At 71.3% G+C, this 25,144-nt stretch carries 24 protein-coding genes; 14 read left to right on the top strand and 10 right to left on the bottom strand.

Annotation, left to right across the window (positions count from 1 at the left end; all coding sequences use genetic code 11):
- Positions 1–55: 55 nt before the first annotated feature.
- Positions 56–475, top strand: a complete 420-nt coding sequence (locus ABZ098_RS37665; RefSeq protein WP_356598252.1) for a metalloregulator ArsR/SmtB family transcription factor — start codon at positions 56–58, stop codon at positions 473–475.
- Here the strand turns inward: ABZ098_RS37665 and ABZ098_RS37660 are convergent.
- The 3 genes from ABZ098_RS37660 to ABZ098_RS37650 are packed head-to-tail and all read right to left on the bottom strand — an operon-like array spanning position 441 to position 3,132.
- Positions 441–983, bottom strand: a complete 543-nt coding sequence (locus ABZ098_RS37660) for a hypothetical protein (RefSeq protein ID WP_356598251.1) — start codon at positions 981–983, stop codon at positions 441–443. The genes ABZ098_RS37665 and ABZ098_RS37660 overlap by 35 nt on opposite strands.
- Positions 980–2,440, bottom strand: a complete 1,461-nt coding sequence (locus tag ABZ098_RS37655) for a HAMP domain-containing sensor histidine kinase (RefSeq protein WP_356598250.1) — start codon at positions 2,438–2,440, stop codon at positions 980–982. The genes ABZ098_RS37660 and ABZ098_RS37655 overlap by 4 nt, the downstream gene beginning before the upstream one ends.
- Entirely contained in the window at positions 2,437–3,132 is a 696-nt protein-coding gene (locus ABZ098_RS37650; protein ID WP_356598249.1) for a response regulator transcription factor, read from the bottom strand. Before ABZ098_RS37650 ends, ABZ098_RS37655 begins: the two co-directional genes overlap by 4 nt.
- Before the next feature lie 173 nt (positions 3,133–3,305).
- Between ABZ098_RS37650 and ABZ098_RS37645 the strand changes: the two genes are divergently transcribed.
- Entirely contained in the window at positions 3,306–4,073 is a 768-nt protein-coding gene (locus ABZ098_RS37645; RefSeq protein WP_356598357.1) for a DUF3152 domain-containing protein, read from the top strand.
- A gap of 31 nt (positions 4,074–4,104) precedes the next feature.
- Positions 4,105–7,503, top strand: a complete 3,399-nt coding sequence (locus tag ABZ098_RS37640) for a S8 family serine peptidase (RefSeq protein ID WP_356598248.1) — start codon at positions 4,105–4,107, stop codon at positions 7,501–7,503.
- A gap of 73 nt (positions 7,504–7,576) precedes the next feature.
- On the opposite strand, the gene ABZ098_RS37635 is transcribed toward ABZ098_RS37640, so the two are convergent.
- On the bottom strand, positions 7,577–8,083 hold the full coding sequence (locus ABZ098_RS37635; RefSeq protein WP_356598247.1) for an ArsI/CadI family heavy metal resistance metalloenzyme: 507 nt from the start codon (positions 8,081–8,083) through the stop codon (positions 7,577–7,579).
- Between the two features lie 89 nt (positions 8,084–8,172).
- On the opposite strand from ABZ098_RS37635, the gene ABZ098_RS37630 reads away from it, so the two are divergent.
- From ABZ098_RS37630 to ABZ098_RS37620, 3 genes are read left to right on the top strand one after another with little or no spacing between them, the layout of a single operon-like run.
- The gene (locus ABZ098_RS37630) at positions 8,173–8,550 is read left to right on the top strand and encodes a metalloregulator ArsR/SmtB family transcription factor (protein ID WP_356598246.1); all 378 of its coding nucleotides are present in this window, start codon (positions 8,173–8,175) and stop codon (positions 8,548–8,550) included.
- Entirely contained in the window at positions 8,547–9,380 is an 834-nt protein-coding gene (locus tag ABZ098_RS37625; protein ID WP_356598245.1) for an aquaporin, read from the top strand. Before ABZ098_RS37630 ends, ABZ098_RS37625 begins: the two co-directional genes overlap by 4 nt.
- Positions 9,377–9,796, top strand: coding sequence for an arsenate reductase ArsC (locus tag ABZ098_RS37620; protein ID WP_356598244.1), 420 nt, complete (start codon positions 9,377–9,379; stop codon positions 9,794–9,796). The genes ABZ098_RS37625 and ABZ098_RS37620 overlap by 4 nt, the downstream gene beginning before the upstream one ends.
- A gap of 70 nt (positions 9,797–9,866) precedes the next feature.
- Here the strand turns inward: ABZ098_RS37620 and ABZ098_RS37615 are convergent, their stop codons facing one another.
- Complete coding sequence (locus tag ABZ098_RS37615) at positions 9,867–11,138, bottom strand: MFS transporter (RefSeq protein WP_356598243.1); 1,272 nt, start codon at positions 11,136–11,138, stop codon at positions 9,867–9,869.
- A gap of 301 nt (positions 11,139–11,439) precedes the next feature.
- Between ABZ098_RS37615 and ABZ098_RS37610 the strand changes: the two genes are divergently transcribed.
- The gene (locus ABZ098_RS37610) at positions 11,440–12,339 is read left to right on the top strand and encodes a S1 family peptidase (protein WP_356598242.1); all 900 of its coding nucleotides are present in this window, start codon (positions 11,440–11,442) and stop codon (positions 12,337–12,339) included.
- Between the two features lie 51 nt (positions 12,340–12,390).
- On the opposite strand, the gene ABZ098_RS37605 is transcribed toward ABZ098_RS37610, so the two are convergent.
- On the bottom strand, positions 12,391–13,812 hold the full coding sequence (locus ABZ098_RS37605) for a tannase/feruloyl esterase family alpha/beta hydrolase (RefSeq protein ID WP_356598241.1): 1,422 nt from the start codon (positions 13,810–13,812) through the stop codon (positions 12,391–12,393).
- A 291-nt stretch (positions 13,813–14,103) separates the two neighbouring features.
- Here ABZ098_RS37605 and ABZ098_RS37600 point away from each other — a divergent pair, with 291 nt between their 5' ends.
- The gene (locus ABZ098_RS37600) at positions 14,104–15,588 is read left to right on the top strand and encodes a PHB depolymerase family esterase (RefSeq protein WP_356598240.1); all 1,485 of its coding nucleotides are present in this window, start codon (positions 14,104–14,106) and stop codon (positions 15,586–15,588) included.
- 12 nt (positions 15,589–15,600) lie between these two features.
- Here ABZ098_RS37600 and ABZ098_RS37595 read toward each other — a convergent pair whose 3' ends face one another.
- A complete protein-coding gene (locus ABZ098_RS37595; protein WP_356598239.1) occupies positions 15,601–16,029 on the bottom strand; it encodes a secondary thiamine-phosphate synthase enzyme YjbQ in 429 nt (142 codons plus the stop codon).
- 122 nt (positions 16,030–16,151) lie between these two features.
- Here ABZ098_RS37595 and ABZ098_RS37590 point away from each other — a divergent pair, with 122 nt between their 5' ends.
- From ABZ098_RS37590 to ABZ098_RS37570, 5 genes are all read left to right on the top strand, one after another.
- A complete protein-coding gene (locus ABZ098_RS37590) occupies positions 16,152–16,235 on the top strand; it encodes a putative leader peptide (protein WP_349817350.1) in 84 nt (27 codons plus the stop codon).
- 124 nt (positions 16,236–16,359) lie between these two features.
- Positions 16,360–17,244 (top strand): ABC transporter permease, encoded by an 885-nt coding sequence (locus ABZ098_RS37585; protein WP_356598238.1) that lies wholly within the window; start codon positions 16,360–16,362, stop codon positions 17,242–17,244.
- Positions 17,217–18,062 (top strand): ABC transporter ATP-binding protein, encoded by an 846-nt coding sequence (locus ABZ098_RS37580; protein ID WP_356598237.1) that lies wholly within the window; start codon positions 17,217–17,219, stop codon positions 18,060–18,062. Before ABZ098_RS37585 ends, ABZ098_RS37580 begins: the two co-directional genes overlap by 28 nt.
- 42 nt (positions 18,063–18,104) lie before the next feature.
- Positions 18,105–19,127 (top strand): ABC transporter substrate-binding protein, encoded by a 1,023-nt coding sequence (locus ABZ098_RS37575; protein WP_356598236.1) that lies wholly within the window; start codon positions 18,105–18,107, stop codon positions 19,125–19,127.
- A gap of 39 nt (positions 19,128–19,166) precedes the next feature.
- Complete coding sequence (locus ABZ098_RS37570; RefSeq protein WP_356598235.1) at positions 19,167–20,243, top strand: NAD(P)-binding domain-containing protein; 1,077 nt, start codon at positions 19,167–19,169, stop codon at positions 20,241–20,243.
- 12 nt (positions 20,244–20,255) lie between these two features.
- On the opposite strand, the gene mltG is transcribed toward ABZ098_RS37570, so the two are convergent.
- Positions 20,256–21,104 carry an endolytic transglycosylase MltG gene (gene mltG / locus ABZ098_RS37565; protein ID WP_356598234.1) on the bottom strand — a complete coding sequence of 283 codons (849 nt, stop codon included), beginning with the start codon at positions 21,102–21,104 and terminating at the stop codon, positions 20,256–20,258.
- A gap of 62 nt (positions 21,105–21,166) precedes the next feature.
- On the bottom strand, positions 21,167–23,032 hold the full coding sequence (locus tag ABZ098_RS37560; RefSeq protein WP_356598233.1) for an ABC transporter ATP-binding protein: 1,866 nt from the start codon (positions 23,030–23,032) through the stop codon (positions 21,167–21,169).
- Between the two features lie 94 nt (positions 23,033–23,126).
- Here ABZ098_RS37560 and ABZ098_RS37555 point away from each other — a divergent pair, with 94 nt between their 5' ends.
- Positions 23,127–23,564: a MarR family transcriptional regulator gene (locus tag ABZ098_RS37555; RefSeq protein ID WP_356598232.1), complete on the top strand. Its 438-nt coding sequence runs from the start codon at positions 23,127–23,129 to the stop codon at positions 23,562–23,564.
- Between the two features lie 63 nt (positions 23,565–23,627).
- Here ABZ098_RS37555 and ABZ098_RS37550 read toward each other — a convergent pair whose 3' ends face one another.
- Positions 23,628–24,986 carry a cation:dicarboxylase symporter family transporter gene (locus tag ABZ098_RS37550; protein ID WP_356598231.1) on the bottom strand — a complete coding sequence of 453 codons (1,359 nt, stop codon included), beginning with the start codon at positions 24,984–24,986 and terminating at the stop codon, positions 23,628–23,630.
- Positions 24,987–25,144 lie beyond the last annotated feature (158 nt).

Here is a 25,144-nt window from a genome sequence, read left to right as displayed (position 1 = left end):
CCCGACCAGCAGGATCGGCACCGACCCCGTACCGTCCGGCAGGGAGCGAGCAACCGTGCACGTCCCCCTCTACCAGGCCAAGGCGGACTTCTTCCGCATGCTCGGCCACCCCGTGCGCATCCGTGTCCTGGAACTGCTCCAGAACGGGCCCGTGCCGGTCCGCGACCTGCTCGCCGACATCGACATCGAGCCCTCCAGCCTCTCCCAGCAGCTCGCCGTGCTGCGGCGGTCCGGCATCGTCGTGTCCATCCGCGAGGGCTCCACGGTCAGTTACGCCCTCGCCGGCGGTGACGTCGCCGAACTCCTGCGCGCCGCCCGCCGCATCCTCACGGAGCTCCTGGCGGGCCAGAACCAGCTCCTGAGCCAGCTTCGACAGGCCGACACCACCGAACCGGCGGCGCCTTCGGGTCCGTCGGAAACTCCCGCGGCGCAAGGACTCCTCACCGATCGGGGCAGCCCTCGTCCGACCCTGTGACCCGCTGTCCCGCGCCGTAGGCCACCTCGGCGGTGAGCGCGCCGACCGACGGCCGGGTGAGGCGGTAGGCGGCGGCAGCCGTACAGATCACCTGGCGCACTCCGATGTCGGACAACTTCCCCATGCCGGGCGGGAGTCGAATGGTCATCCTGTCCCCCTTCACCGTCACCGTCGGGGCGTCCGAGGAGGGCGTGCCGGGTGCCTCGGCGGTGGCCGTCGGGAGGGCCGCGGCCGTCGGGACGCCCGGCACCTCGGTGGAGAGGCCGCCCACGCGTCCCTCCCCGGTCAGTGGACCCGCCATCAGCAGCACAAGCGCCGCCTCGGGCTCACCGGGCCGCTCGGTGTTGCGGGGCGTCGCGACGAGCGCGCCGTTCTCGACGAAGTAGACCTGCGTCAGCGGGAGGGACCCGCTCGCGGGGCCGCCTGCCTCCACCACGCCGGTCGCGGGGATCCCGCAGGAGGTGACGGCGAGCAGCGCCAGCAGCGGGACGCGGCGCAGGGGCTTCATGACGGGTTCTCCTCGGGCGACTCCTCCCGCCGGAGCGGAAGTTCTACGGTGAAGACGGCGCCGCCGGCCGGGTGGTTGGCCGCGCGGACGGTGCCGCCGTGGATACGGACGTTCTCGGCGGCGATGGACAGGCCGAGGCCACTGCCCTCGGAGCGGATCCGGGCGGTGTCCGACTTGTAGAACCGCTCGAAGACATGGGGCAGGACGTGGGCCGGGATGCCGGGGCCGCTGTCCCGCACCTCGATGACGGCCATCGCGTCACCGGCGCTCAGGCGCACCCGCACCGGACGGGCACCGTGCTTGAGCGCGTTGCCTACCAGGTTGGCGACGACCACGTCGAGGCGGCGCGGGTCGACACGTCCGCGGACGGCGTCCGACGGGGGCAGATCGGTCACCACCGTGTCCGTCCAGCCGCGGGAGGCGAGGGTGCGGCGGACCGACTCGGCGAGGTCGATCTCGTCCAGGTGCAGCACCGCGGCGCCCGCGTCGAAGCGGGAGATCTCCATCAAGTCGTCGACGAGACGGGCGAGTTTGACGGTCTCCTCGCTGATGAGCCGGACCGCGGTGGCCGTGTCCGGGTCCAGTCGGGCGGCGTCCTCGTCGAGGACGTCGGTGACCGCGGACATGGCGGCGAGCGGGGTGCGCAGTTCGTGCGAGACGTCGGCGGCGAAGCGCCGGGCCCGGGCCTCCATCTCGCGCAGCTCGGCGACCGACGACTCCAGCGCGGCGGCCGTCTCGTTGAACGTGTGGGACAGGTCCGCGAGTTCGTCGGAGCCGTTGACCGCGAGTCGGGTGTCCAGGCGTCCTTCGGCGATCCTGCGGGTGGCGAGCCGCAGCTTGCGCACCGGCACCAGCACCCCGCGGGCGGCGAGGAGCGCGAGCACGACGGCGAGCACCAGGGCGGCCACCATGGCCCGTTCCACGGCGGTGACCAGGGCGTCGACGTACGCCTGTTCCGTGGTCTGCGGGACGACGAGGAACACCTGGACCCCGGTGGCCGTGGCGACGGTGTCCCGGCCGCCGAAGAGGATCGACATGCCGACGACCAGGGAGGTGCGTCCCTCGCCGCGCACCCGCTGGAAGACGGTGGCCCGGCTGGATCCGACGGCCTCGCGCAGGGCGGGCGTCACCTCGGTGAAGGGGTCTCCGGGGGCGGAGGAGCCGGTGAGGATCCCGTACGTCACCAGGACCCGCCAACCGCCCTGCGACTCGGTGGCCGCCATGTCGTGCGCGAACTCCCGCAGCGCCGATTCGTCGGCGGGTACGGCGAGTTCGGCGGAGTGCTGGTTGAGCTGGGCCCGCAGTTGTCTGATGGTGGCGTCCTGGCTCTGCTGGAGCACTCCGGTGCGCGCCTCCCGGAAGGTCAGGGCCCCGGTCGTGATGGCCGCGACGGCGGCGACGAGCCCGAAGGCCACCACCAGCCGGGCCCGCAGGCCCCGCAGCCGGCGTTTCCTCACGGCGCCGCGAAACGGTAGCCGAAACCGCGCACGGTGTGGATGTAGCGGGGGGCTCGGGGCGGCTCGGACATCTTGGTGCGCAGTCGTTTGACGCAGGCGTCCACCAGGCGGGCGTCGCCGTGGTAGTCGTGCTCCCAGACCGCCTCCAGGAGTTGCTGACGGCTGAACACCTGGCCGGGCGAGGCGGAGAGGGTGAGCAGGAGCCGCAGTTCGGAGGGGGCGAGGGCGATCGGCTCGCCGTTCAGCGCCACGGTCAGGCCGGCCCGGTCGACGGCGAGGTCGCCGTAGGTGTCGATCTTCGGCAGGCTTCCGGCGCCGGGCGCGGCCCCGGCCGCCCGGCGCAGGACGGCGCGTATGCGCGCGTCGAGCACCCGGGCCAGTACGGGTTTGACGACGTAGTCGTCGGCGCCCGCCTCCAGGCCGACGACGATGTCCACCTCGTCGCCCCGGGCCGTCGCCATGATGATCGGCAGGGTCTGGTCGACGGCGCGTATGCCGCGGCACACGTCCAGGCCGGTCATGCCGGGCAGCATCAGATCGAGGACGACGATGTCCGGCCGGAAGGCCCGCAGCCGGTCCATTCCCTCCTCGCCGGTCGCGGTGGCGGTGACGTCGTGGTTCTGGCGGCGCAGGGCCAGGGCGACGCCCTCCCGCACGGCGGGGTCGTCCTCGATCAGCAGTACACGTGACATGCGCACAGTATCCACACGACCATGAGCACGAGGAGGGTTATCGGTTCGTTATCCTCCGGGCCAGGCCCGATCACATGGCGATCACATCGTGAACGACCGTGACAGCGCACAAACAGAACCCTGCCGGCCGTCGTCGCCGCAAGCGCGCCGGGCGGAGCGTGAAGAGCCAACTGATGGGCGGACTGGCCGCGTTGGCGGTCTTTGCGGCCGTCGGTGGCGCGGTGGTGGCGTGGCTGCCGTCCGACGCGGGACGAACGTCCGCGGCGCCAACCCCCGTCGAGAGTCGGCCCGTTGAGAGCCCCGAGCCGCAACGGACCACCGGGTCACCGGAACCGGAGAAGTCCAGCGCCCCGCCCAGCCCCTCCACGACCCACCTCCCCCGCAGCGGTCCGGGGGCTTTCGTCACCGCGCCCGGCGGGAGCGAGCGGGTCGGCAAGGGGACGCCCCTGCGCTACCGGGTCGAGGTGGAGAAGGGCATCACGATCTCCCCCGAGGACGTCGCCGCCCAGGTGGAGCGGACCCTGGCCGACCGGCGCGGCTGGACGGCCGACGGCCACTCGGCGTTCCAGCGGGTGTCCGGCGGCCCCACCGACTTCCGGGTCCGCCTCGCCACCCCGGCGACCGTCGACCGGATCTGCGCCCAGGGCGGCCTCGACACCGGCGGCGAGGTCAACTGCAGCGTGAACCGCGACGTGATGGTCAACCTCAGGCGCTGGGTCCTGGCCACCGAGTACTACCGCGAGGACGTCGTCGGGTACCGCTCGCTGATCGTCAACCACGAGGTGGGCCACTTCCTCGGCCACGGCCATGTCACCTGCCCCGGGAAGGGGCGGCCGGCCCCCGCCATGATGCAGCAGATCAAAGGCCTGCTCGGCTGCGTCCCCAATGTCTGGCCGTACGACAGCGACGGCCGTCTCCTCACGGGCCCCTCCGTCCCGTGACGCACTGATCCCCCAACTCTCAGGAGTGCACATGGAGTTACGCGTACGCCGCAGACATGCGGCCATGGCCGCGGGAGCGGCTTCCGCGACCCTGGTCCTCGCCGGGCTGCCGTCCGGCGCGGGAGCCGTCGACGACGTCTCCGCCAGGAGCGCCCGGACGGCCTCCGCGGTGAAGACGGTCACGCTCGTCACCGGCGACCGGGTCCTGGTGGACGGCACCGGCCAGGTCTCGGGTGTGGAGCGGGCGAAGGGCCGCGAGAACATGCGGTTCTCGGTCCGGGTCGTCGCCGGGCACACCCGGGTCGTCCCCGGTGACGCCGAAGTGCTGCTGGCGCAGGGCAAGTTGGATCCGCGCCTGTTCGACGTCACCCAGCTCGTCAAGGACGGCTACGACGACGCGGGCCGCTCCGACCTCCCGCTGATCGCCACGTTCCGCGGCGAGAAAGCCCCCTCGACGAGCCCGTTCACCGAGGCCGGGGCACGGATGGGACGCCCGTTGCCGGTCGTCAACGGCCGGGCGATGCGTTCCGCGAAGAAGCGCGGCGCCGGGTTCTGGGAGGCGGTCACGCACAACTCCGCAGCGGGGAAGGTCAAGTTCACCGCCGCGGCCGGTGTGGAGAAGCTGTGGCTCGACGGGAAGCGCCGGACGTCCCTCGACAGGAGTGTCCCGCAGATCGGCGCACCGACCGCCTGGGCCGCGGGATTCGACGGCACCGGCACCAAGGTCGCCGTCCTGGACACCGGCATCGACACCGGACACCCCGACCTTGCGGGCAAGGTGGTGGCCGAGCAGGACTTCAGCGGCACCGGCGCCACGACCGACAGGTTCGGGCACGGCACCCACGTGGCGTCCACCGTGGCCGGCAGCGGCGCGAGGTCGGAGGGGAAGTACAAGGGCGTCGCTCCGGGCGCGCGGCTCCTCAACGGCAAGGTGCTGGACGACCAGGGCGGCGGCACCGACTCCGGGATCATCGCCGGCATGGAGTGGGCGGTGGCCCAGGGCGCGGACGTCGTCAACCTCAGCCTCGGCGGCCCCGACTCCCCCGGCGTCGACCCGATGGAGGAGGCCGTCGACCGGCTCTCCGCCGAGTCAGGCGCCCTCTTCGTCATCGCGGCCGGCAACGACGGCGAGTCCGGCGAATCCGGCGAGGGGACCGTCGGCTCGCCCGGCAGCGCCGCGGCCGCGCTCACCGTCGGCGCGGTCGACGAGTCCGACGCGCTCGCCGCCTTCTCCAGCCGCGGCCCGCGGGTCGGCGACGGCGGGGTCAAGCCCGACCTGACCGCGCCGGGCGTCGCCATCACGGCCGCGTCCGCCGCCGGCAGCGTCCTGTCGGAGTGGTACCCCTCCGACATCCCCGGGTACCTCACGATCGAGGGCACCTCCATGGCCACCCCGCATGTCGCGGGCGCGGCCGCGCTCCTCGCCCAGCAGCACCCCGAATGGAGCGGTGAGCGCCTCAAAGCGGTGCTGACCGGTTCCACGAAACCGGGCGCCTACAGCTCCTACCAGCAGGGCACCGGACGGGTCGACGTGGTCCGGGCGCTGGAGGAGAGCGTCGTCACCGAGCAGGGGCCGGTCGACTTCGGCGTCCAGCAGTGGCCGCACGACGACGACAAGACGCGGACCGAGCAGCTCACCTACCGCAACCTCGGCACCGCGCCGGTCACCCTCGACCTGTCGGTCGACGCCTACACGGTGGACGGAAAGCCCGCCGCCGAGGGCATGTTCACCGTCTCCCCGCAGCGTGTCACCGTCCCGGCGGGCGGCGAGGCGAGCGCCGAGGTCACCGCGGACACCCGCGTCGGCACCGTGGACGGCAGCTTCGGCGGCTCGGTCACGGCCACCTCCGCCGACGGCGAGGTGCGGGTGCGGTCCGCCGTCGGTGTGGTCCGCGAGGTGGAGTCGTACGACCTGACGCTCAAGCACATCGACGAGCAGGGCGCGGCGACGGGCGACGCCGTGACCTCCGTGGCGGGTCTCGTCGGCAGCTTCTACGCCGACTACGCCGACGAGCGGGACGGCGAGCTGACGGTACGGCTGCCGAAGGCCGACTACCTCCTGACCGGGGTGATCCACCCGGCGCTGTCCGCACCCGGGCACGCCGTGCTGATCCGGCCCAGGCTGCGGCTGGACAAGGACACGACGGTCACCGTGGACGCCCGGCAGGCGAAGCCGGTCGACATCACCGTGCCGGATGCGGCGGCCGTGAACAACGACGCCGCGGTCGCGATCGGCTACGACCGCGGCGAGGGCCGGGACGACGCCTCCCTCCAGTTCCTGCTGCCCACCTTCGAGGGCTCCCGGTTCGGGCGGCTCGGCTCCGACGAGCCCGTGGAGGGGCTCAACTCCCTGTACTCCGGCGGCTGGACCGGCAAGGACCAGCAGGGCAGGCCGGTCAACTACCACCTGGGCTGGTACCGGGAGGGCAGCCTGGACGGCTTCACCGCGCACGTCCGACGAAAGCAGCTGGCCAAGGTTGACCTCCGGGTCGGTGCGGCGGTCGAGGGCCGGCGCGTCCAGGCCCAGGTGACCGCGCACCTGCCCGACGGACGGCTATTGAACGGCTACACCGACATGCGCGGGGACCTGCCGTACCGGAGCACCGAGTACATCCTCGACAACGGTGTGAAGTGGTCGGTGCGCACCTGGCAGCGCTGGGGCGAGGGCCCGGACGCGCCCTTCGAGGGCTTCCTGATGCGCATGCCGAGGACCTGGCAGGCCGGCCACACCTACCAGGAGCGCTTCGGCGTGGGCGTCTTCGGCCCGGTACTGAACGGCCCCGCCGACGCCGGACCGGCCAGGGGCTACCCCGGCGTCGGCCGCGACGGGAACACCCTGCGGGCCTTCCTGCCGCTGTTCGGCGACGGCTCCGGGCACTGGGGCCTCGCCGAGGCCACGACGGCGACGGCGAAGCTGGAGGCGAACGGCAAGGAGATCGCCGACGACTACGGCATCCCGCCGAGCCTCGAACCCACGGAGTACACGCTGCCCGCCGAGGACACCGCGTACCGGCTGACCGTGGACAGCTCCCGTGACCCGGCCGTGTATCCGGTCAGCACCCGCGTCCGGGCGGAGTGGACCTTCCGCTCGGCGAAGACCCCCGGAGGCGAGTTCGCCGCACTGCCCCTGTCGACGGTCCGTTTCAGCCCCGAGCTGACCCTGGCCAGCACCGCGAAGGCGGGCAGGCGCTTCGAGGTGCCCTACACCGTCGAGGGCGCGGCGGCGGGGCAGCGCCCGGCCGAGCTCGCCTTCCAGGTGTCGTACGACGACGGTGGGACCTGGCAGCCGGCCAAGTCCGTCGGCGGTACGCACCTGTCGCTGAAGCACCCGGCGACGGCGGGTTCCGTCTCCCTGCGCGCGGAGCTCACCGACCGGGCGGGCAACACCCTGATCCAGACGATCGAAAGGGCCTATCTGACCACCCCGTAACTGCCTCTGTCCGCACCTCTGTCCGGGACGGCTTCGTCGCCGTCCCGGACAGAGGTGCACCGGTGGCGGCCGGTCAGCTTCCGCAGGCGCACCCCGCGGCGGCCTTCGCCTCGGCCGGGCTCTTCTCGGGGTCGAGGGCCCGCTCCTGGGGAGTGCAGCAGGCGGTGGCTCCGCAGCAGGCGTCCGGGGAGGTGTCGGCCTTCTCCAGGGTGTCGGCGTCGGCCTTGACGACGTACACCTCCCACGGCTCCTTGCCCGGGCCGTGCACCCACACCTTGTCCTGGACGGCGTAGCAGCAGGAGGTGTCGTTCTCCTCGAAGGTGGCCAGGCCCGCCTCCTTCAGCCGGGTCGTGGCGGCGTGGACGTCCTCGGTGCCGGCGACCTCGACACCGAGGTGGTCCAGGCGGGTCTCCTCGCCGCGCTCGCCCTCGATGAGGACCAGCTTCAGCGGGGGTTCGGTGACGGCGAAGTTGGCGTAGCCCTCGCGCCGCTTGGCGGGCTCGGTGCCGAAGAGCTTGGAGTAGAAGGCGATCGAGCCTTCCAGGTCGGCGACGCGCAGGGCGAGCTGGACTCGGGACATGGCGGTCTCCCATCAGGGACGAGACTGTATCGATGAATGTCGATACAGGGGAGGTTGCCACCTGGATCGACAGGCGTCAACATAGAGGCATGTCGAAACAAGCTGATCTGCCGGTGCTCGGCCAGGACGCGGTCTGCTGCGCCCCGATGGTCCGTGAGCCGCTGGGCGAGGTGGACGCGGCCGAGCTGTCGCGGATGTTCAAAGCGCTGTCGGACCCGATCCGGCTGCGACTGCTGTCCCTGATCGCCTCCCACGAGGGCGGCGAGGCCTGCGTGTGCGACCTGACCGGCCCGTTCGACGTCTCCCAGCCGACCATCTCCCACCATCTGAAGGTGCTGCGCGAGGCCGGTCTCGTCGGCTCCGAGCGGCGGGGGACCTGGGTGTACTACTGGGTGCTCCCCGAGGCCCTGGGCAGGCTGTCCGCCCTCCTGGAGACACCGGCCGTCCCCGCGCAGGCCTCCGCGTGAGCGCCTCCGCTCCCCTCGCGCGACGGGCGGCGGCCGAGGCCGTCGGCACCGCGGCGCTGGTGGCGGTCGTGGTCGGCTCCGGGATCCAGGCGAGCGAGCTGACCCGCGACATCGGCGTGCAACTGCTGGCCAACTCCCTCGCGACCGTGTTCGGCCTGGGCGTGCTCATCGCCCTGCTCGGTCCGGTCTCCGGGGCGCACTTCAACCCCGTCGTGACCCTCGCCGCCTGGTTCACCGGCGGCCGTACGGCCGACGGGCTCAGCACCCGGGAGGTGGCGGCGTACGTGCCCGCACAGATCGCCGGGGCCATCGCCGGCGCGGTTCTCGCGGACGCCATGTTCGCCCGGCCCCTGGTGCGGTGGTCGACGCACGACCGGTCCGCCGGACATCTGTTGCTGGCCGAGGCGGTCGCCACCGCGGGACTGGTCTGGCTGGTCTTCGGCCTGGCGCGGGCCGGCCGGGCGCACCTGGCACCGGTGGGGGTCGCCTCCTACATCGGCGCCGCCTACTGGTTCACCTCCTCCACCAGCTTCGCCAATCCGGCCGTGACGATCGGCCGGGCCTTCACCGACACCTTCGCCGGGATCGCTCCCGCCTCCGTGGCACCGTTCCTCGCCGCGCAGTTCGTCGGCGCGGGCCTCGGTCTCGTCCTGGTCGCCGTCACCTTCGGCCGCGCGACGCCCGTGACCGGCACCTCCGTGACCGGCACTCCCGTTACCGGCACGCCCGTTTCCGGTGACGAGGTCGTCGTCCCGCACGGCGAGCAGCAGCTCCCCCCTCCCGCCCCTCCCCTCGCCCGACCAGCAGAAGAAAGCGCCGTGTCCTCATGAGCTCTCCCGCCGCCCCGTCCGTGCTGTTCGTGTGCGTGCACAACGCCGGCCGGTCCCAGATGGCCGCCGCCTTCCTCACCCGTCTCGGCGGGGACGGGGTCCGGGTCCGCTCCGCCGGTTCCGCCCCGGCCGACGCGGTGAACCCCGCGGTGGTGGAGGCCATGAAGGAGGCCGGCATCGACATCTCCGCCGAGACCCCGAAGGTCCTCACCGCCGACGCGGTCCAGGCCTCCGACGTGGTCATCACCATGGGCTGCGGGGACGCCTGTCCGTACTTCCCCGGCAAGCGGTACCTGGACTGGACGCTGGACGACCCCGCCGGACAGGGCGTCCAGGCCGTCCGGCCGATCCGCGACGAGATCGAGCGGCGGGTGCGCGGCCTGCTCGACGAGCTCGGCGTCGAGGTGACGGCGTGAGCAGGGCACCGGGGGCGCGGAGGTAGTCGGCCTACGGGGTTCTGTGGAGGCCTACCGCTCCCGTGAACGCCTACGCGCCGTCGGCCGCCGCCGTGCTCGTGGTCCGGTCGCCCGGGGTGGCTGAGCCGCCGAAGCGGACGCCCTTGGCCTCCTTGCCGACGGCGCTCAGCACGATCACCACGGCCAGGGCGGGCACCACGGTCCACGTCATCGCCGCCGGATAGCCGTGCCGTTCGGCGAGGGCTTCCTGGATCGGGAGGTTGAGGGCGGCGATCAGGTTGCCGAGCTGGTAGGTGACGCCCGGGTAGAAGCCGCGGATCGCGTCCGGGCTCATCTCGGTCAGGTGCGCCGGGATGACGCCCCAGGCTCCCTGCACGCACATCTGCATGAGGAAGGAGGAGAGCATCAGCCAGCCCGTGGTCGTGGACAGCACGAAGAAGGGCACCACGACCAGGCCGCCGGCCGCCGCGATCATGATCGTGCGGCGGCGCCCCAGCTCCTCGGAGAAGGCGCCGAGCAGCGCGCCGCCGATGATGGCGCCGATGTTGTAGACGACGGCGATCGCGATGGACGTGTCCGGGGACAGGCCCAGGCCCTTCTTGACGAAGGTCGGGTAGATGTCCTGGGTGCCGTGCGACATCCAGTTGAAGGCGGTCATCAACGCCACGAGGTACACGAAGCGCTTCAGCACCGCCGGGTTCCTGAACACCTGGTGCGCGGGGGTGCGGTTGAGCTTGACACTCCTCTCCCACACCTCGCTCTCCTCGACCCGGCTCCGCACCCACAGCGCGACCAGGGCGGGCACCAGGCTGAAGGCGAACAACCCGCGCCAGCCGAAGGCGGGTTCGATGACGAAGAACGCCACAGCGGAGAGCAGGTACCCCAGCGAGTAGCCGCTCTGGAGCAGCCCCGACCAGAACCCGCGCCGCTCGGCGGGGATCTTCTCCATGGCGAGGGCCGCGCCCAGGCCCCACTCGCCGCCCATGCCGATGCCGTACAGCAGACGAAGCACCAGCAGGACGGTGTAGTTGGGGGCGAAGGCGCAGGCGAATCCGACGATCGAGTAGAAGACCACGTCGACCATGAGGGGGATCCTGCGGCCCCGGCGGTCGGCCCACATGCCGAAGACGAAGGCTCCGACCGGCCGCATCACGAGGGTGGCTGTGGTGAGGAAGGCCATGTCGGTGAGGGAGACATGGAAGTCGTCGGCTATCTCGCTGTAGACGAGGACCACCAGGAAGTAGTCGAACGCGTCCATCGCCCAGCCCAGATAGGCGGCGACGAACGCGTTGCGCTGGTCCTTGGTGAGTCCCTTCGCCTGTTCCCGAACGGTCGTCAGCATGCCCGTCCTTCCCACGGTTCCGCTGGTGAGGCTAGGTCCGGGCGGCAAGAGAAAACAACGCATGCACTGGCAAAGCAAGAGCCACAATTGCCCCAAGGCGCACACCGGTTCATCGGCCGAAGGCCGTCTGTCCACAGCGGGCGCGGCCGGGCAGACTGAAGCGTCGGCGGTCGCGGCGCGCAGCTCGACTCACCCTTCGCACCCGCACAGCGCAGCACCGCACGGCACAACACGGAAGCACCGCACGCCCGGCGACCGCTTGGGCGTGCCCCGCACCGACCTACCGCTCCGGGGGGCTCCAGTGATCAGAACACGCCGTACCGGCATCAGACGTCCTCGGTTGATCGCCTCGGTGGTGAGCCTCCTGGTGGTGACCGCGCTCGCCGTGTCCGACGCAGGTGCGGCCGCGGCGCCCACGGCCGGCTCCGCACCCTCCGCCGCCTCGGTGTCCGGCGCGACCTCGGCCGTCGAGTCCCTGGGGATCGCCGGGACGACCTGGACGGTCGACGAGCGCACCGGAAAGCTGCGGGTGTCCGCGGACTCCACGGTCGCGGGGCCGGACCTGTCGAGGATCCGCCGGGCCACCGGACGCTTCCCGGGGGCCGTGACCGTCGAACGGCTCGACGGCCGACTGCGCACGCTCGTGTCCGGCGGCGACGGCATCTACGCGTCCAGTTGGCGCTGCTCGGCGGGGGTCAACGTGCGCGGCGGCTCCGCGTACTACTTCGTCACGGCCGGTCATTGCACTGACGGCATGCCCACCTGGTACACCAGCTCCGCCAGGACGACGACCATCGGCCCCACCATCGGCACCAGCTTCCCCGGCAACGACTTCGGCGTGGTCCGTTACTCCAACCCGGACGTACCGCACCCCGGCACCGTCGGAGCCGTCGACGTCACCGGGACGGCGACCGCCTCCGTCGGCCAGAGCGTCTGCCGCCGGGGAGCGACCACCGGTGTCCGTTGCGGTGTGGTCACCGGGCTGAACGCGACCGTCAACTACGGCGACGGAAGCACGGTCTCCGGGCTGATCCGGACCAACATCTGCGCCGAGCCGGGCGACAGCGGGGGTCCGCTGTACGCCGGGGACAAGGTCATCGGCATCCTCTCCGGCGGCTCCGGGAACTGCGCCACGGGTGGGACCACCTACTACCAGCCGATCCAGGAGGTGCTGAGCGCTTACGGGCTGTCCGTCTACTGACGGGACGCGGTGGTCTCGTGCTCTTGTGCTCTCGTGCTCTTGTGGTCTCCTCTACCGTCCGTCCAGGGAGCAGTCGTCGGCCGACGCGGTGGTGTCCGCCCCGGCGGGCAGGGCCACGGTCCGGGAGGCGGGCGGCCGCACGCCCGTGCCGAGCCAGCGTTCCAGGGCCGTGAACGCCGTGCGGTAGCAGGGGGCGAGGGGGCGCAGCCGGTCCGGGAACAGGTCGACCAGGGCGTCGGTGTGGGTGCCGCCTTCGACGCGGTAGTAGCGGTGCAGCCCGCCTCGTCCGGTGTCCCTCACCATACGGGCGTAGACGTCGGAGTCCTGACTGATCGGCAGCAGGACGTCGAGGGTGCCGTGCAGGGTGATCAGCGGCTTGCCGATCCGACCGGTCAGGGCGATCTTCGCCACGGCCCGCATGACCTCCTCCGGGCGCGCGGTGTAGTCGTAGTCGGCGTCACAGGCGGGGGTGCCGGTCGTGCAGTACGGCGTCCCGGCCTCCGTCGCCCCGTCGAAACCGGGGTCGAGTTCCTCGCGGTAGACGCGCTGGGTCAGGTCCCAGTAGACCTGGTGGTGGTAGGGCCACAGGAACTCCGAGCCGGCCGGGAACCCGGCGGCGTGCAGGGCCTCCTGCGCCTGCCGGGCGCCGGCGCCGCCGGCGGCGTACACCGGGTAGTGGCGCAGCGCCTGGGGCAGGAAGTCCAGGAGGGTGGGTCCGTCGGGGCGCCACAGGGTGCCCTCCCAGTCGACTCCCCCGTCGTAGAGCTCCGGATGGTTCTCCAGTTGCCAGCGGACCAGGTATCCGCCGTTGGACATGCCGGTCACCAGGGTGCGCGACGGGGGACGGTGGTAGCGCTGGGCGACCGTGGCGCGGGCGGCCCGGGTGAGCTGGGTGAGCCGGTGGTTCCATTCGGCGACGGCGTCACCGGGTGTCTTCCCGTCCCGGTGGAAGGCGACCCCGGTGTTGCCCTTGTCCGTGGCGGCGTAGGCGTAGCCGCGGGAGAGCACCGCGTCGGCGATGGCCCGGTCGTTGGCGTACTGCTCACGGTTGCCGGGGGTGCCGGCGACCACCAGGCCGCCGTTCCACCGGTCGGGCAGGCGGATGACGAACTGGGAGTCGTGTCCCCATCCGTGGTTGGTATTGGTGGTGGAGGTGTCGGGGAAGTAGCCGTCGATTTGGATGCCGGGCACGCCGCTGGGGACGGTCAGGTCCTTCGCTGTCAGTCCGGCCCAGTCGGCGGGGTCGGTGTGGCCCGTGCCGACCGTGCCCGCGGTGGTCAACTCACCCAGACACGACGCTTGTTGGTGCTCGGCACCCGGCACGCGCAGCTGCGTGCGGTGCGCGCAGTGAGCGCCGGGGCGCTCCGCCGCGGCGGAAGCGGGCAGGGGTGTGAGCACGAGAGCCGCCACGGCGAGGGCCGTGGGAACGCGGTGGGGCCGTGAGCCGGACGGAAAGCGGGGGGACAGACGCATCGGTGTGCCTCCGAGGACGCGTACGAGGATGCGCCGGAGACTAGGGCGCCTCCCCGCCTGACCACATGGGTCGGCAGACCACCGTCAGCCCGTCGGCCATGGGGCGGGACACCATCCCGGGTCACCAGGCACGTACCGGCCGGCCCAGCGCGAGCGCGACTATGGGCGGCCGTCACACAGCGCCTCCTCCAGTCCTGGCTGCTCAGCCCATGCCGGGGCCCACGGGGGCGCCTCGATGATGCACGCCACACCAGTCAACGGGCCCCGCCCGCGCATCGGGAGGCAGTCGTCATGGGACAGTCGCACCCCCCGCACCACCGCACGAAGGGCCGCCTCATCGGGGGCATCCGCCGCTGGGTGACCGCCGCCGTGGGCGCCCTGGCGCTCACGGCCGGCCTGATCGCCGCGGGCCCCCCGGCGTCCGCCGCGGGCCTGACCCAGGTCACCGGCTTCGGCACCAATCCCGGCAACCTCTCCATGTACACCTACGCGCCGGACACCCTGCCGCCCGGCGCCCCGCTCGTGGTCGCCCTGCACGGCTGCACGCAGAGCGCGAGCGACTACTACGCCCACTCCGGTTGGCCGAAGTTCGCCGACCGCTACGGCTTCGCGCTGGTCCTCCCCCAGACGAGCAGCGCCAACAACGCCAACTCGTGCTTCAACTGGTTCGATCCGGCGGACAGTTCGCGTGGCCGGGGCGAGGCGTTGTCGATCAGGCAGATGGTCGACCAGGCCGTCTCGCGCTACGGCAGCGACACCCGGCGGATCTACGTCACCGGCCTGTCCGCCGGCGGCGGTATGACCGCGAACCTGCTCGCCGCGTACCCCGATGTGTTCGCGGGCGGGTCCGTCGACTCCGGCCTGCCCGCGTCCTGCGCGAGCAGCGTGTCCGCGGCCTACACCTGCATGTACAGCCCGCCGGACCGGACCCCCGGCCAGTGGGGTGACCTGGTGCGCGCCGCGGCGCCCGCCGGCACCACCTCCTGGCCGCGCGTCGCGATCTGGCAGGGTACGGCCGACACCACGGTCCGGCCCGCCAACGCCACCGAGCTCCGCGACCAGTGGACGGACGTGTGGGGCCTCGGCCAGACCCCCTCGCGCACCGAGAACCTGAGCGGGGGCACCACGCTGAGCGTGTACGACGACGCCTCCGGCCGGCCGGCCGTCGAGGTCTACTCCGTCTCCGGCATGGCGCACGGCCTCGCGGTCGACCCGGGCAGCGGTCCCGACCAGTGCGGCACCGCCGGCACGTACTACCTCGACACCATCTGCTCCAGCTACCACACCGCCCGCTTCTGGGGGCTCGACGGTGACACCCCGGACACCGGCGCCCTGCCCGCTCCCACGGGACTGACGGTCACGGGGACCACCGACACCACCGTGGCGCTGAGCTGGAACGCCGTACCCGGCGCGGCCTCGTACACCGTCCACCGGGGCGGCGCGAAGGTGGGCACCACCACGTCCACCGCGTACACCGACACCGGCCTGGCCACCGGGACCACCCACACCTACACGGTGGCGGCCGTCGACCCGGCGGGGGTGGCGGGTGCGGTCTCCGCCGCGGTGACCGCGGCCACGAGCGGGTTCACACCCACCTGCCACACGGCGAGCAACTACGACCACACCACCGCCGGACGCGCCCACCAGAGCGCCGGCCGCACCTACGCCAACGGCTCCGAGGAGCCCATGGGCCTGTGGAACACGTTCACCGTGCACACCTTGGAGCAGACCGCGCCCGGCCACTACGTCGTGGCGGACTCGGGCTGCCCGGCCTGACTCCTGGGCCGATCAGGAACCGGCGAGGAAGGTGAGGCGGACCTTTCGCCGCGGGTTGTCCTTGTTCGTGTCGACCAGGCACACCGACTGCCAAGTCCCCAGCTCAAGCTGCCCGTTCACCACCGGCAGCGTGGCGTGCGGAGGCACGATCGCCGGGAGGACGTGATCGCGCCCGTGGCCGGGGCTGCCGTGGCGGTGCTGCCAGCGGTCGTCGGCGGGGAGGAGGGTGTGGAGGGCGGCCAGGAGGTCGTCGTCACTGCCGGCGCCGGTCTCGATGATCGCGACGCCTGCTGTCGCGTGCGGGACGAAGATGTTGAGGAGGCCGTCGCGACCTTCGGCGGCCTCCCTCAGGAAGGCCTCGCAGTCGCCGGTGAGGTCGACGATCCGCTCCGACGAGCCGGAGGCGACGTTCAGGACTCGGGTGGTGAAAGCGTCTGACATGCTCCCATCCTCACCCCTCCCGCCGGATTCACTCGTCATGCGGCGCTCGTCCCGTGATACGGCGGGTCCAGTCCGCGAGACGCCATTGACCGTGGACACGCCGACTGGCTAGTTTCGGCCGCATGTTGCGTTCAGCCCTGCTCACCACGCGCGGTCACATCGACCTGCTGCGGGTGGCCTCCGCCGCGTGTCGCCGCGGCTGCTGACGCCCCTTTCCCCCTCTTCACCACCCTCGCTCCGCTGACCCACGCGTGCACTGAGCCGTGCCGTCCTGTGCGGTGGCGTCGAGGCGTGTCCTTCACCGGTCGCTCTCCCCCTCCGTGGAGCATCATGAGCATCAGCCATGCCCCGCCCGGCTCTGCCGTACCCGATATTTCGGAAACGCCCCGCCGTGAGGTCCCCCCGCCCGTTCCCCACCTCGAACCCATCGTCCCCGCCTCCTCCCGCCGCGCCCGCGTCCCCCGCTGGCTGCGCCGCACCACCGGTCCGTTCCTGTTGCTGGTGTTGTGGCAACTCCTCAGCAGCACAGGGGTGTTGACCGCCGACGTGCTCGCCTCACCCGGCCGTATCGCCCAGGTCGCCGGAGATCTGATCGCCGACGGTTCGCTGACCTCGGCAATGACGACCTCGCTCCAGCGGGTCGCGGGCGGCCTGGTCCTCGGCGCGCTCATCGGCACCGGACTCGCCCTGGTCTCGGGCCTGTTCCGGGTGGGCGAGGACATCGTGGACGCGCCGGTGCAGATGCTGCGGACCGTGCCGTTCGTCGGTCTGATCCCGCTGTTCATCATCTGGTTCGGCATCGGCGAGGCCCCGAAGATCGCCATCATCACCCTCGGCGTGACCTTCCCGCTCTACCTCAACGTCTACGCGGGCATCCGTGGCGTGGACGCGCAGTTGATCGAGGCCGGGGAGTCCCTCGGGCTCTCCCGCTGGGGACTCGTCCGGCATGTGATCCTGCCCGGAGCCCTGCCCGGCGCCATGACCGGTCTGCGCTACTCGCTCGGCATCGCCTGGCTCGCGCTCGTCTTCGCCGAGCAGGTCAACGCGGACTCCGGCATCGGCTTCCTGATGGTGCAGGCGCGGGACTTCCTGCGCACCGACGTCATCGTGGTCTGCCTGATCGTCTACGCCTTCCTCGGCCTGCTGGCCGACTTCATCGTCCGCTCCCTCGAAAGGCTGCTGCTGCAATGGCGACCGACGTTCACCGGCCGGTGAGCCCCCGGGTGTCCACCTCGTCCGACACCTCCGACACCTCCCACGCCTCCCACGCCTCCCACGCCTCCAGGACATCCGAGCCGTCCGACGGACCCGAAGCGCCCCGCCCCGGGCAGGCCGTGCGCGTCGAAGGGCTGACCCGGTCCTTCGACGGCCGGGCCGTCATCGACGACCTCCGACTCGACGTCCGGCCGGGCGAGTTCGTGGCCCTGCTCGGCCGCAGCGGCTGCGGCAAGTCCACCCTGCTGCGCATCCTCGCCGGGCTCGACCGGGACATCGAGGGCACCGTCCTGGTCCCGCGCCGCAAGGCGGTCGCCTTCCAGGCCCCCCGGCTGATGCCGTGGAAGAAGGTCTGGCGCAACGTCCTGCTCGGCCTGCCCGGCAAACCGGCGCGCGCGGTCGCCGACCGGGCCCTGGAGGAGGTCGGACTGAGTCACCGTACGGACGCCTGGCCCAAGACGCTCTCCGGCGGCGAGGCCCAACGTGCCTCGCTGGCCCGGGCGTTGGTCCGTGAGCCCGATCTCCTGCTGCTGGACGAGCCGTTCGGCGCGCTCGACGCGCTCACCCGGATCAAGGCCCAGCGCCTGGTGGGCGAGTTGTGGCAGCGCCGCGGCTGCGCGGTGCTGCTGGTGACGCACGACGTCGAGGAGGCCGTCCTGCTCGCCGACCGGGTCCTCGTCATGGACGACGGTGTCATCGCGCACGAGCAGGAGATCGACCTCGCCCGGCCACGCGACATCACCGACCCCCGGTTCGCGGAGATCCGCGGGCAGCTCCTGGAGCGCCTGGGCGTCGACACCGCGGCTGAGGCCGCCTGAACTCCCCCACCCACAAGCAGAGTTCCACAGAACGGATCCACCATGCGACGTCGTCTCGCCCCTGCCGCCCTGCTCCTCCCCCTCGCCCTCCTGCTCACCGCCTGCGGTGGGAACGCGTCCGCCGGCACGGGCGGCGACACCGACGGCAAGGGCTCCCTCACGCTCGACGTCGGTGACCAGAAGGGGGGTTCGGAGGCGATCCTGCGTGCCGCCGGAGAGCTCGACAACCTCGACTACAAGATCAGGTGGTCGACCTTCACCTCCGGCCCGCCCCTCCTGGAGGCCGTCAACGCCAAGGCCGTCGACATCGGCGGCGTCGGCAACACCCCGCCCGTGTTCGCGGCCGGCGCCGACTCGAAGATCACGGTGGTGGCGGCCTGGCACGGCACCTCCAAGGGCGACGCCGTCCTCGTGCCGAACGACTCGAAGCTGACCGGTCCCGCGCAGCTCAAGGGCAGGTCCATCGCCGTGGCGCAGGGCTCCTCCGCCCACTACCAACTCGTCGCGTCCCTCAAGAAGGCCGGGCTCGGCCTGGGCGACGTGAAGGTCAAGTACCTCCAACCGGCCGACGCCCTCGCCGCGTTCACCTCCGGCAAGGTGGACGCGTGGGCGGTGTGGGACCCGTACACCTCGCAGATCCTCCGGTCGAAGCAGGGGCGTGTGCTGACGACCGGGGAGGGCGTCACCAACGGTCTGACCTTCCAGGTGGCGGCGCCGAGCGCGCTGAAGGACAAGAAGAAGGTCGCCGCGATCAAGGACTACCTGGAGCGGCTCCGGCGCGCCTACAAGTGGGTCTACTCCCATGAGTCGGAGTGGGCGAAGGTCTGGGCGAAGGAGACGGGGCTGCCCGAGGACGTGGCGCTGGCCGCGGTGAAGCGGACGTACACCACCCGGGTCGCGGTCGCCGTGGACCAGCAGCTGATCGCTTCGGAGCAGGAGATCGCCGACACGTTCACCTCGCTGAAGCTGATCCCGGGGAAGGTCGACTTCGGGAAGTTCGTGGACACGCGGTTCAACGGCGATCTGCCCGCGTCGACCTCCGCGCCCCGGCCCTCCGAGGACTGACACGGGAAGATCCACGACCTCGCCAGGGTTAGTAGAAATGTGAACAACACACGTGAGGTCGAGGTGGTCGTCACAGGCGCTGGTCAGGCGGGTCTGTCCAGCGCCTATCACCTGCGCCGCACCGGTTTCGAGCCGGAGCGCGACTTCGTGGTTCTGGACCACTCCCCCGCCCCCGGCGGCGCCTGGCAGTTCCGGTGGCCGTCACTGACGTACGGCAAGGTGCACGGCATGCACGCGCTGCCGGGCATGGAACTCACGGGCGCCGATCCCGAGCGGCCCTCGTCCGAGGTGATCGCCGAGTACTTCACGGAGTACGAGCGAGCCTTCGACCTGCGCGTACGACGCCCTGTCGACGTCCGTGCGGTGCGGGAGGGCGACAACGGGAGGCTGCTCGTGGAGACCTCGGACGGAAACTGGTCGACGCGGGCGCTGATCAACGCCACCGGTACCTGGGACCGGCCGTTCTGGCCGCGCTATCCCGGCCAGGAGACCTTCCGGGGGCGGCAGTTGCACACCGCGCAGTACCCCGGGCCCGAGGCGTTCGCCGGGCTGCGGGTGGTCGTGGTGGGCGGGGGCGCGTCCGGCACCCAGCACCTCATGGAACTCGCCCCCTACGCGGCCGCCACCACCTGGGTGACCCGGCGCGAGCCCGTGTTCCGCGAGGGCCCCTTCACGGAGGACCTCGGCCGGGAGGCCGTGGCGCTCGTCGAGGAGCGGGTACGGCAGGGGCTGCCACCCAAGAGCGTGGTGTCGGTGACCGGACTGCCGCTGAACGACGCGGTCCGGCAGGCCCTCGCGGACGGGGTCCTCGACCGGCAGCCCATGTTCGACCGGATCACGCCCGAGGGCGTGGAGTGGAACGACGGGCGGCGCCTGGACGCCGATGTGATCCTGTGGGCGACCGGGTTCCGGGCCGCCATCGATCATCTGGCCCCGCTGAAGCTGCGCGAGCCGGGCGGCGGGATCCGGGTCGAGGGCACGCGCGCGGTCGCCGACCCGCGGGTCCATCTCGTCGGATACGGCCCGTCGGCGAGCACCATCGGCGCCAACCGCGCGGGCCGTGCGGCCGTGCGGGACATCAGGCGACTGCTGACGGCGGAGCCCGCCGCCGCCTGACGGCCCCGCGCGTCATCCCGCCCCGGACGGGTTCCGCTGGTTCTTGTTGAACTCGGCCACGTTGCGCCGGTGTTCGTCGAAACTGTTGGTGAAGCGGGTGTCTCCCGGCTTCACCGTCACGAAGTAGAGCCAGTCCCCCGGGGTGGGATTGATCGCCGCGCGCATCGCGTCCTCGCCCGGGTTGTCGATCGGGGTCGGCGGCAGCCCCATGCGCTGGTACGAGTTGTACGGGCTGTCGATCTTGAGGTCGGCGCCGGTCGTCCGCAGGGTGGAGCGGTTCAGCGCGTAGTTGATGGTGGAGTCCATCTGCAACGGCATCCCGCGCTCCAGGCGGTTGAAGACGACCCGGGCCACCTTCCCCATGTCCTCCTTGGTCGCCGCCTCCGCCTGGACGATGCTCGCGATGGTGACGGCCTGGTAGACGTTCATCGCGTTGCGCTGGGCGCCGGCCGCGATGGGAGCGCCGTTGAACTTCTTGTTGGCGGTGTCGACCATGAACGAGAGCAGCGCCTCGGGCGTCGTCTTCTTCCCGTTCCGCTCCAGGGGATAGGTCGCCGGGAAGAGGTAGCCCTCCGGGTTGCCCTCGGCGTCGTTGGGCAGTCTGAGGTTGGCCTTGACCAGGGACTTCTTGGCGGTGCCCGGCGGCTGGGCGAGGGCCTTGTCGACGGCGTCGTAGATCTGGCCGGCCCGCCAGCCCTCCGGGATCACCAGCGTGGCGGACTCCCGCTCCCTGTCGCCCCGCAGGCTGAGGAGCGGCACCGCCACGGCGGTGCCGGCCACGACGGCCCCGGTCGCGATGAGGACGAGTCGGCCCCGGCGCGTCAGTCGAATCGTGCTCCGTGGCGGAGTGTTCCTGTGCATGCGGGCACGGTAACCCGCATATCGTCACAAACCAGGCATATCTTCGGCTTGTCGGATTCGGTTCAGCTTGTCGGTTCCAGCTGCGCGTCCCGGTGCGCGGGGTCGGTTCGGGCGTCCCCGCGGGCAGGGTCCAGGCGGGCGTCCCGCCGTACGAGCTCCGCGTACCGCCCCTCCTGCTCCAGCAGCTCCTCGTGCGTACCGCGCTCGGCCACCCGGCCCGAGTCCAGGACGACGATCTGGTCGGCGCCGCGAATGGTGGACAGCCGGTGCGCGATGGTGAGCGTGGTGCGGTTGGCCGACAGCGCGTCGATGGCCTCCTGCACGGCGTGCTCGGTACGGGTGTCCAGCGCGCTGGTCGCCTCGTCCAGGATGAGGACGGGCGGGTCCCGCAGAATGGTCCGCGCGATGGCCAGGCGCTGCTTCTCACCACCGGAGAAACGGTGGCCTCGCTCACCGACGACGGTGTCGTACCCGTCCGGCAGCGAGGCGATGTGGTCGTGGATCTGGGCCGCCCGCGCCGCCTGTTCGAGCTCCTCGTCGGTGGCGTCCGGCTTGGCGAAGCGCAGGTTGTCGGCGACCGAGGCGTGGAAGAGGTACGTCTCCTGCGAGACGACCCCGATGGCTCGCGCGAGGGTGTCGAAGTCCAGGTCGCGGACGTCGACCCCGTCGAGGGTGACCCGGCCGCCCGTCACGTCGTAGAGCCGCGGGACCAGATAGCCGAGCGTGGACTTGCCGGCGCCGGTCGGGCCGACGACCGCGAGACTGCTGCCCGCGGGGACGTCGATGTCGATGCCGTCGAGGACGGGGCCCCGCTCATCGTTCTCGCCGTCGTAGCGGAACTCCACGTTCTCCAGGCGGACCTCGCCCTTGACGCGGTCGAGGTGGACCGGGTCCTCCCGCTCGGTGATGTCGATCGGCAGGTCGAGGTACTCGAAGATGCGCTGGAAGAGCGCGAGCGAGGTCTGGATCTGGACGCCGGTCGACAGCAGGCTCACGGCCGGGCGGAACAGGCCCTGCTGGAGCGAGACGAACGCGACGATGGTGCCGATCGAGATGTCCGGGCCGCCGGTCTGGAGGGCGATGCCCGCGGTCCAGTAGATGAAGGCGGGCATCGCGGACATGACGATCCCGATGACGGCCATGCGCCAGCGGCCTGCCATGTTCGACCGCACTTCGAGGTCGACCAGGCTCTCGGACTCGTCGGCGAAGGACCGGGTCAGCGAGTCGGAACGGCCCATGGTGCGGCCGAGCAGGATGCCGCTGACGGAGAGCGACTCGGTGACGGTCGCGGCCATCGCGGCCATCTGCTTCTGCCGCTGGGTGGTGATCTTCTTGCGTTCGTTGCCGACCCGGCGGCTGATCCACACGAACACCGGGAGCAGCAGCAGCGAGACGACGGTCAGGCGCCAGTCGAGGGCGATCATCGCGACGATCGTGGCGACTACGCTGGTCAGGTTGGACACTAGGGAGGTGGCCGTCGAGGTGACGGTGGCCTGCATGCCGCCGATGTCGTTGGCGATGCGGGACTGCACCTCGCCGGTGCGGGTGCGGGTGAAGAAGGCGAGTGACATGCGCTGGAGGCGGCCGTAGACCGCGGTGCGCAGGTCGTGCATGACGCGCTGGCCGACCGTGGTGGAGATGAGGGTCTGGCCGACGCCGAAGACGCCGGTGAGGACGGCGCTCAGGATCATGCCCAGCGCGAGCAGGCTGAGCAGTCCGGTACGGCCCTGGGGGATGGCCACGTCCAGCGTTTCCTTCAGCAGGAACGGGGTGGCCACGGTGACGAGTGAGGAGGCGCCGACCAGCAGACCGACGACGGCGAGCTTCGCACGGTAGGGCTTGAAGAGCCGGAGGATGCGGCGCACCTGACGGGGCTGGTCGGTCGAGGTGCCCGGTGTGGGTGTCCAGTCGATGTGATCGCGGGGCATGGTCTCCTACGGAGGGTGAGGTGAAGAGGACTGACGGAGCCTAGCTCATTGTTACCTATACTCACAATGAACCAGGTCCTGATATTGTTCCCTCATGACCACGTCCGATTCCGACAGCCTGCTCGCCGAGCAGTTGCTCAGGCTCACGCGCCGGGTGCACCGCATCCAGAAGCGCCAGTTCCATGAGCGCGGTCTCGGCGTGACGCCGGCCCAGTCCCGGCTGCTGCGCACCCTCGCCCACTGGGAGACACCGCCCCGCATGGCCGATCTCGCGGAGCGGCTGGAGGTGGTGCCGCGCGCGGTGACGAGCCTGGTCGACGGACTGGAGGCCGGCGGCAAGGTCCGCCGGGTGCCCGATCCGGCCAACCGGCGGGTGATCCGCATCGAGCTCACCGAGGACGGCGTGAAGGCTCTTCAGGAACTGCACGCGGTACGCAGGGCCGCCGCGGAGGAGATCCTCGCCCCCTTGTCGGGCGAACAGCGTGAGGTGCTCGGCCGGTTGCTGGACACGTTGGCGGACGGACAGTGCTGAACGGGGTGTGGCCCACCACTTCGGTGATGAAGTGGTGGGCCACACCCCGTTCCAGGACCGGCGTCAGCCGACCTCGGAGACCGGCTCCTTGGGAGGCTCCACCGGTACGGGCACTTCCTCCACAGCGGGCACGTCTTCGCCGCCGAGCACCTTCTTCGCCTTGTCGATGTCCAGCGCCCCCTCCCAGCGGGAGACCGCGAAGACCGCGACGCAGTTGCCGAGCAGGTTGGTCACGACGCGCATCGAGTCCATGATGCGGTCCACGCCGAGGAGCAGGGCGACGGCTCCGGCGGGGATGGCTCCCAGCGAGGACGCCGTCGCGGACAGGGCGAGGAAGGCCGAGCCGGGGATGCCCGCCATGCCCTTGCTGGTCAGCATCAGCACCAGGACCACGGTGATCTGCTGGCCCAGGCTGAGGTCGACGCCCACCGCCTGGGCGATGAACAGCGTCCCGATGGAGAGGTACAGCGAGGCGCCGTCGAGGTTGAAGGAGTAACCGGTCGGCAGCACCAGGCCGACCGCGTCGTCGCGGGCACCGGCCTTGCGCAGCTTCTGCATCACGCGCGGCATGACGGACTCGGTGGACGCGGTGCCGAGCGCGAGCAGCGTCTCCTCGCGGATGTAGCGCAGGAACTTCCACAGGCTCAGCCCGGTGAGCGCCTTGAGCGCGACGGCGAGCAGCACGATGAAGAGCGCGGCGGCCGCGTAGCACAGGACGATCAGCTTGGCGTAGGTCTCGATGACACCGAGGCCGTACTGGCCGATCAGGACGGCCATCGCGCCGAACACCGCGATCGGCGCGAGACGCATCACGAAGCCGACGACCGCGAAGATGATCTCCTGCGCCTGCTCGATGGCGGGCAGCACCTGCGGGACCTTGGTGTGGCCGAGGTGCAGCAGCGCGGCGCCCACCAGACAGGCCAGGATGAGTACCTGGAGCAGGGAGTTCTCGGCGAAGGCGCCGATGAAACTGGTGGGCAGCGCGTTGACGACGAACTCGGTCGTCGAGGGCAGGTGCCCGCCGCCGGTCTTGGCGTCGACGGCCGCGGAGTTGAGCGTGGCCGGGTCGACATGCATCCCCGAGCCGGGCTGGACGAGGTTGGCGGCGAGCAGGCCGATGATCAGCGCGAGGGTGCTGGCGACCTCGAACCAGATCAACGCCTTGAGCCCGATCCGGCCGAACGCCTTCAGGTCACCGGCCTTGGCGATGCCGACGACGACCACGCAGAACACGAGCGGCGAGATGATCGTCTTGATGAGCCGGGTGAACCCGTCGCCGAGCGGCTGGAGGTCCGAGGCGAAGCCGGGCCACAGCTTTCCGACGAGGATGCCGAGCACGAGCGCGCAGGCGACCTGCGCGAAGAGAGAGGTACGCAGTATGCGTGCGACGCGTCGCGGCAGGGACGGGACGGACGGCGGCACGGGCACTCCTTGAGCGACGGGGACGCGCAGAAGCCGGGGGAAGACTTCTGCGATACGGAAAGCGGCTTCCGTGACGATCACTTTGGAGGGCCCGTTGATCACGCGCGAAACCGTCGGGTTTCAGCCGCGTAAATCACGCTGCCTGTGACGCATCGCAC

The sequence above is a fragment of the Streptomyces sp. NPDC006335 genome (genome assembly GCF_040612795.1).
GTDB lineage: Bacteria > Actinomycetota > Actinomycetes > Streptomycetales > Streptomycetaceae > Streptomyces.
The sequence above is the reverse complement of the archived record's forward strand: the minus strand, read 5'-3'. Positions and strand labels throughout refer to the sequence as shown.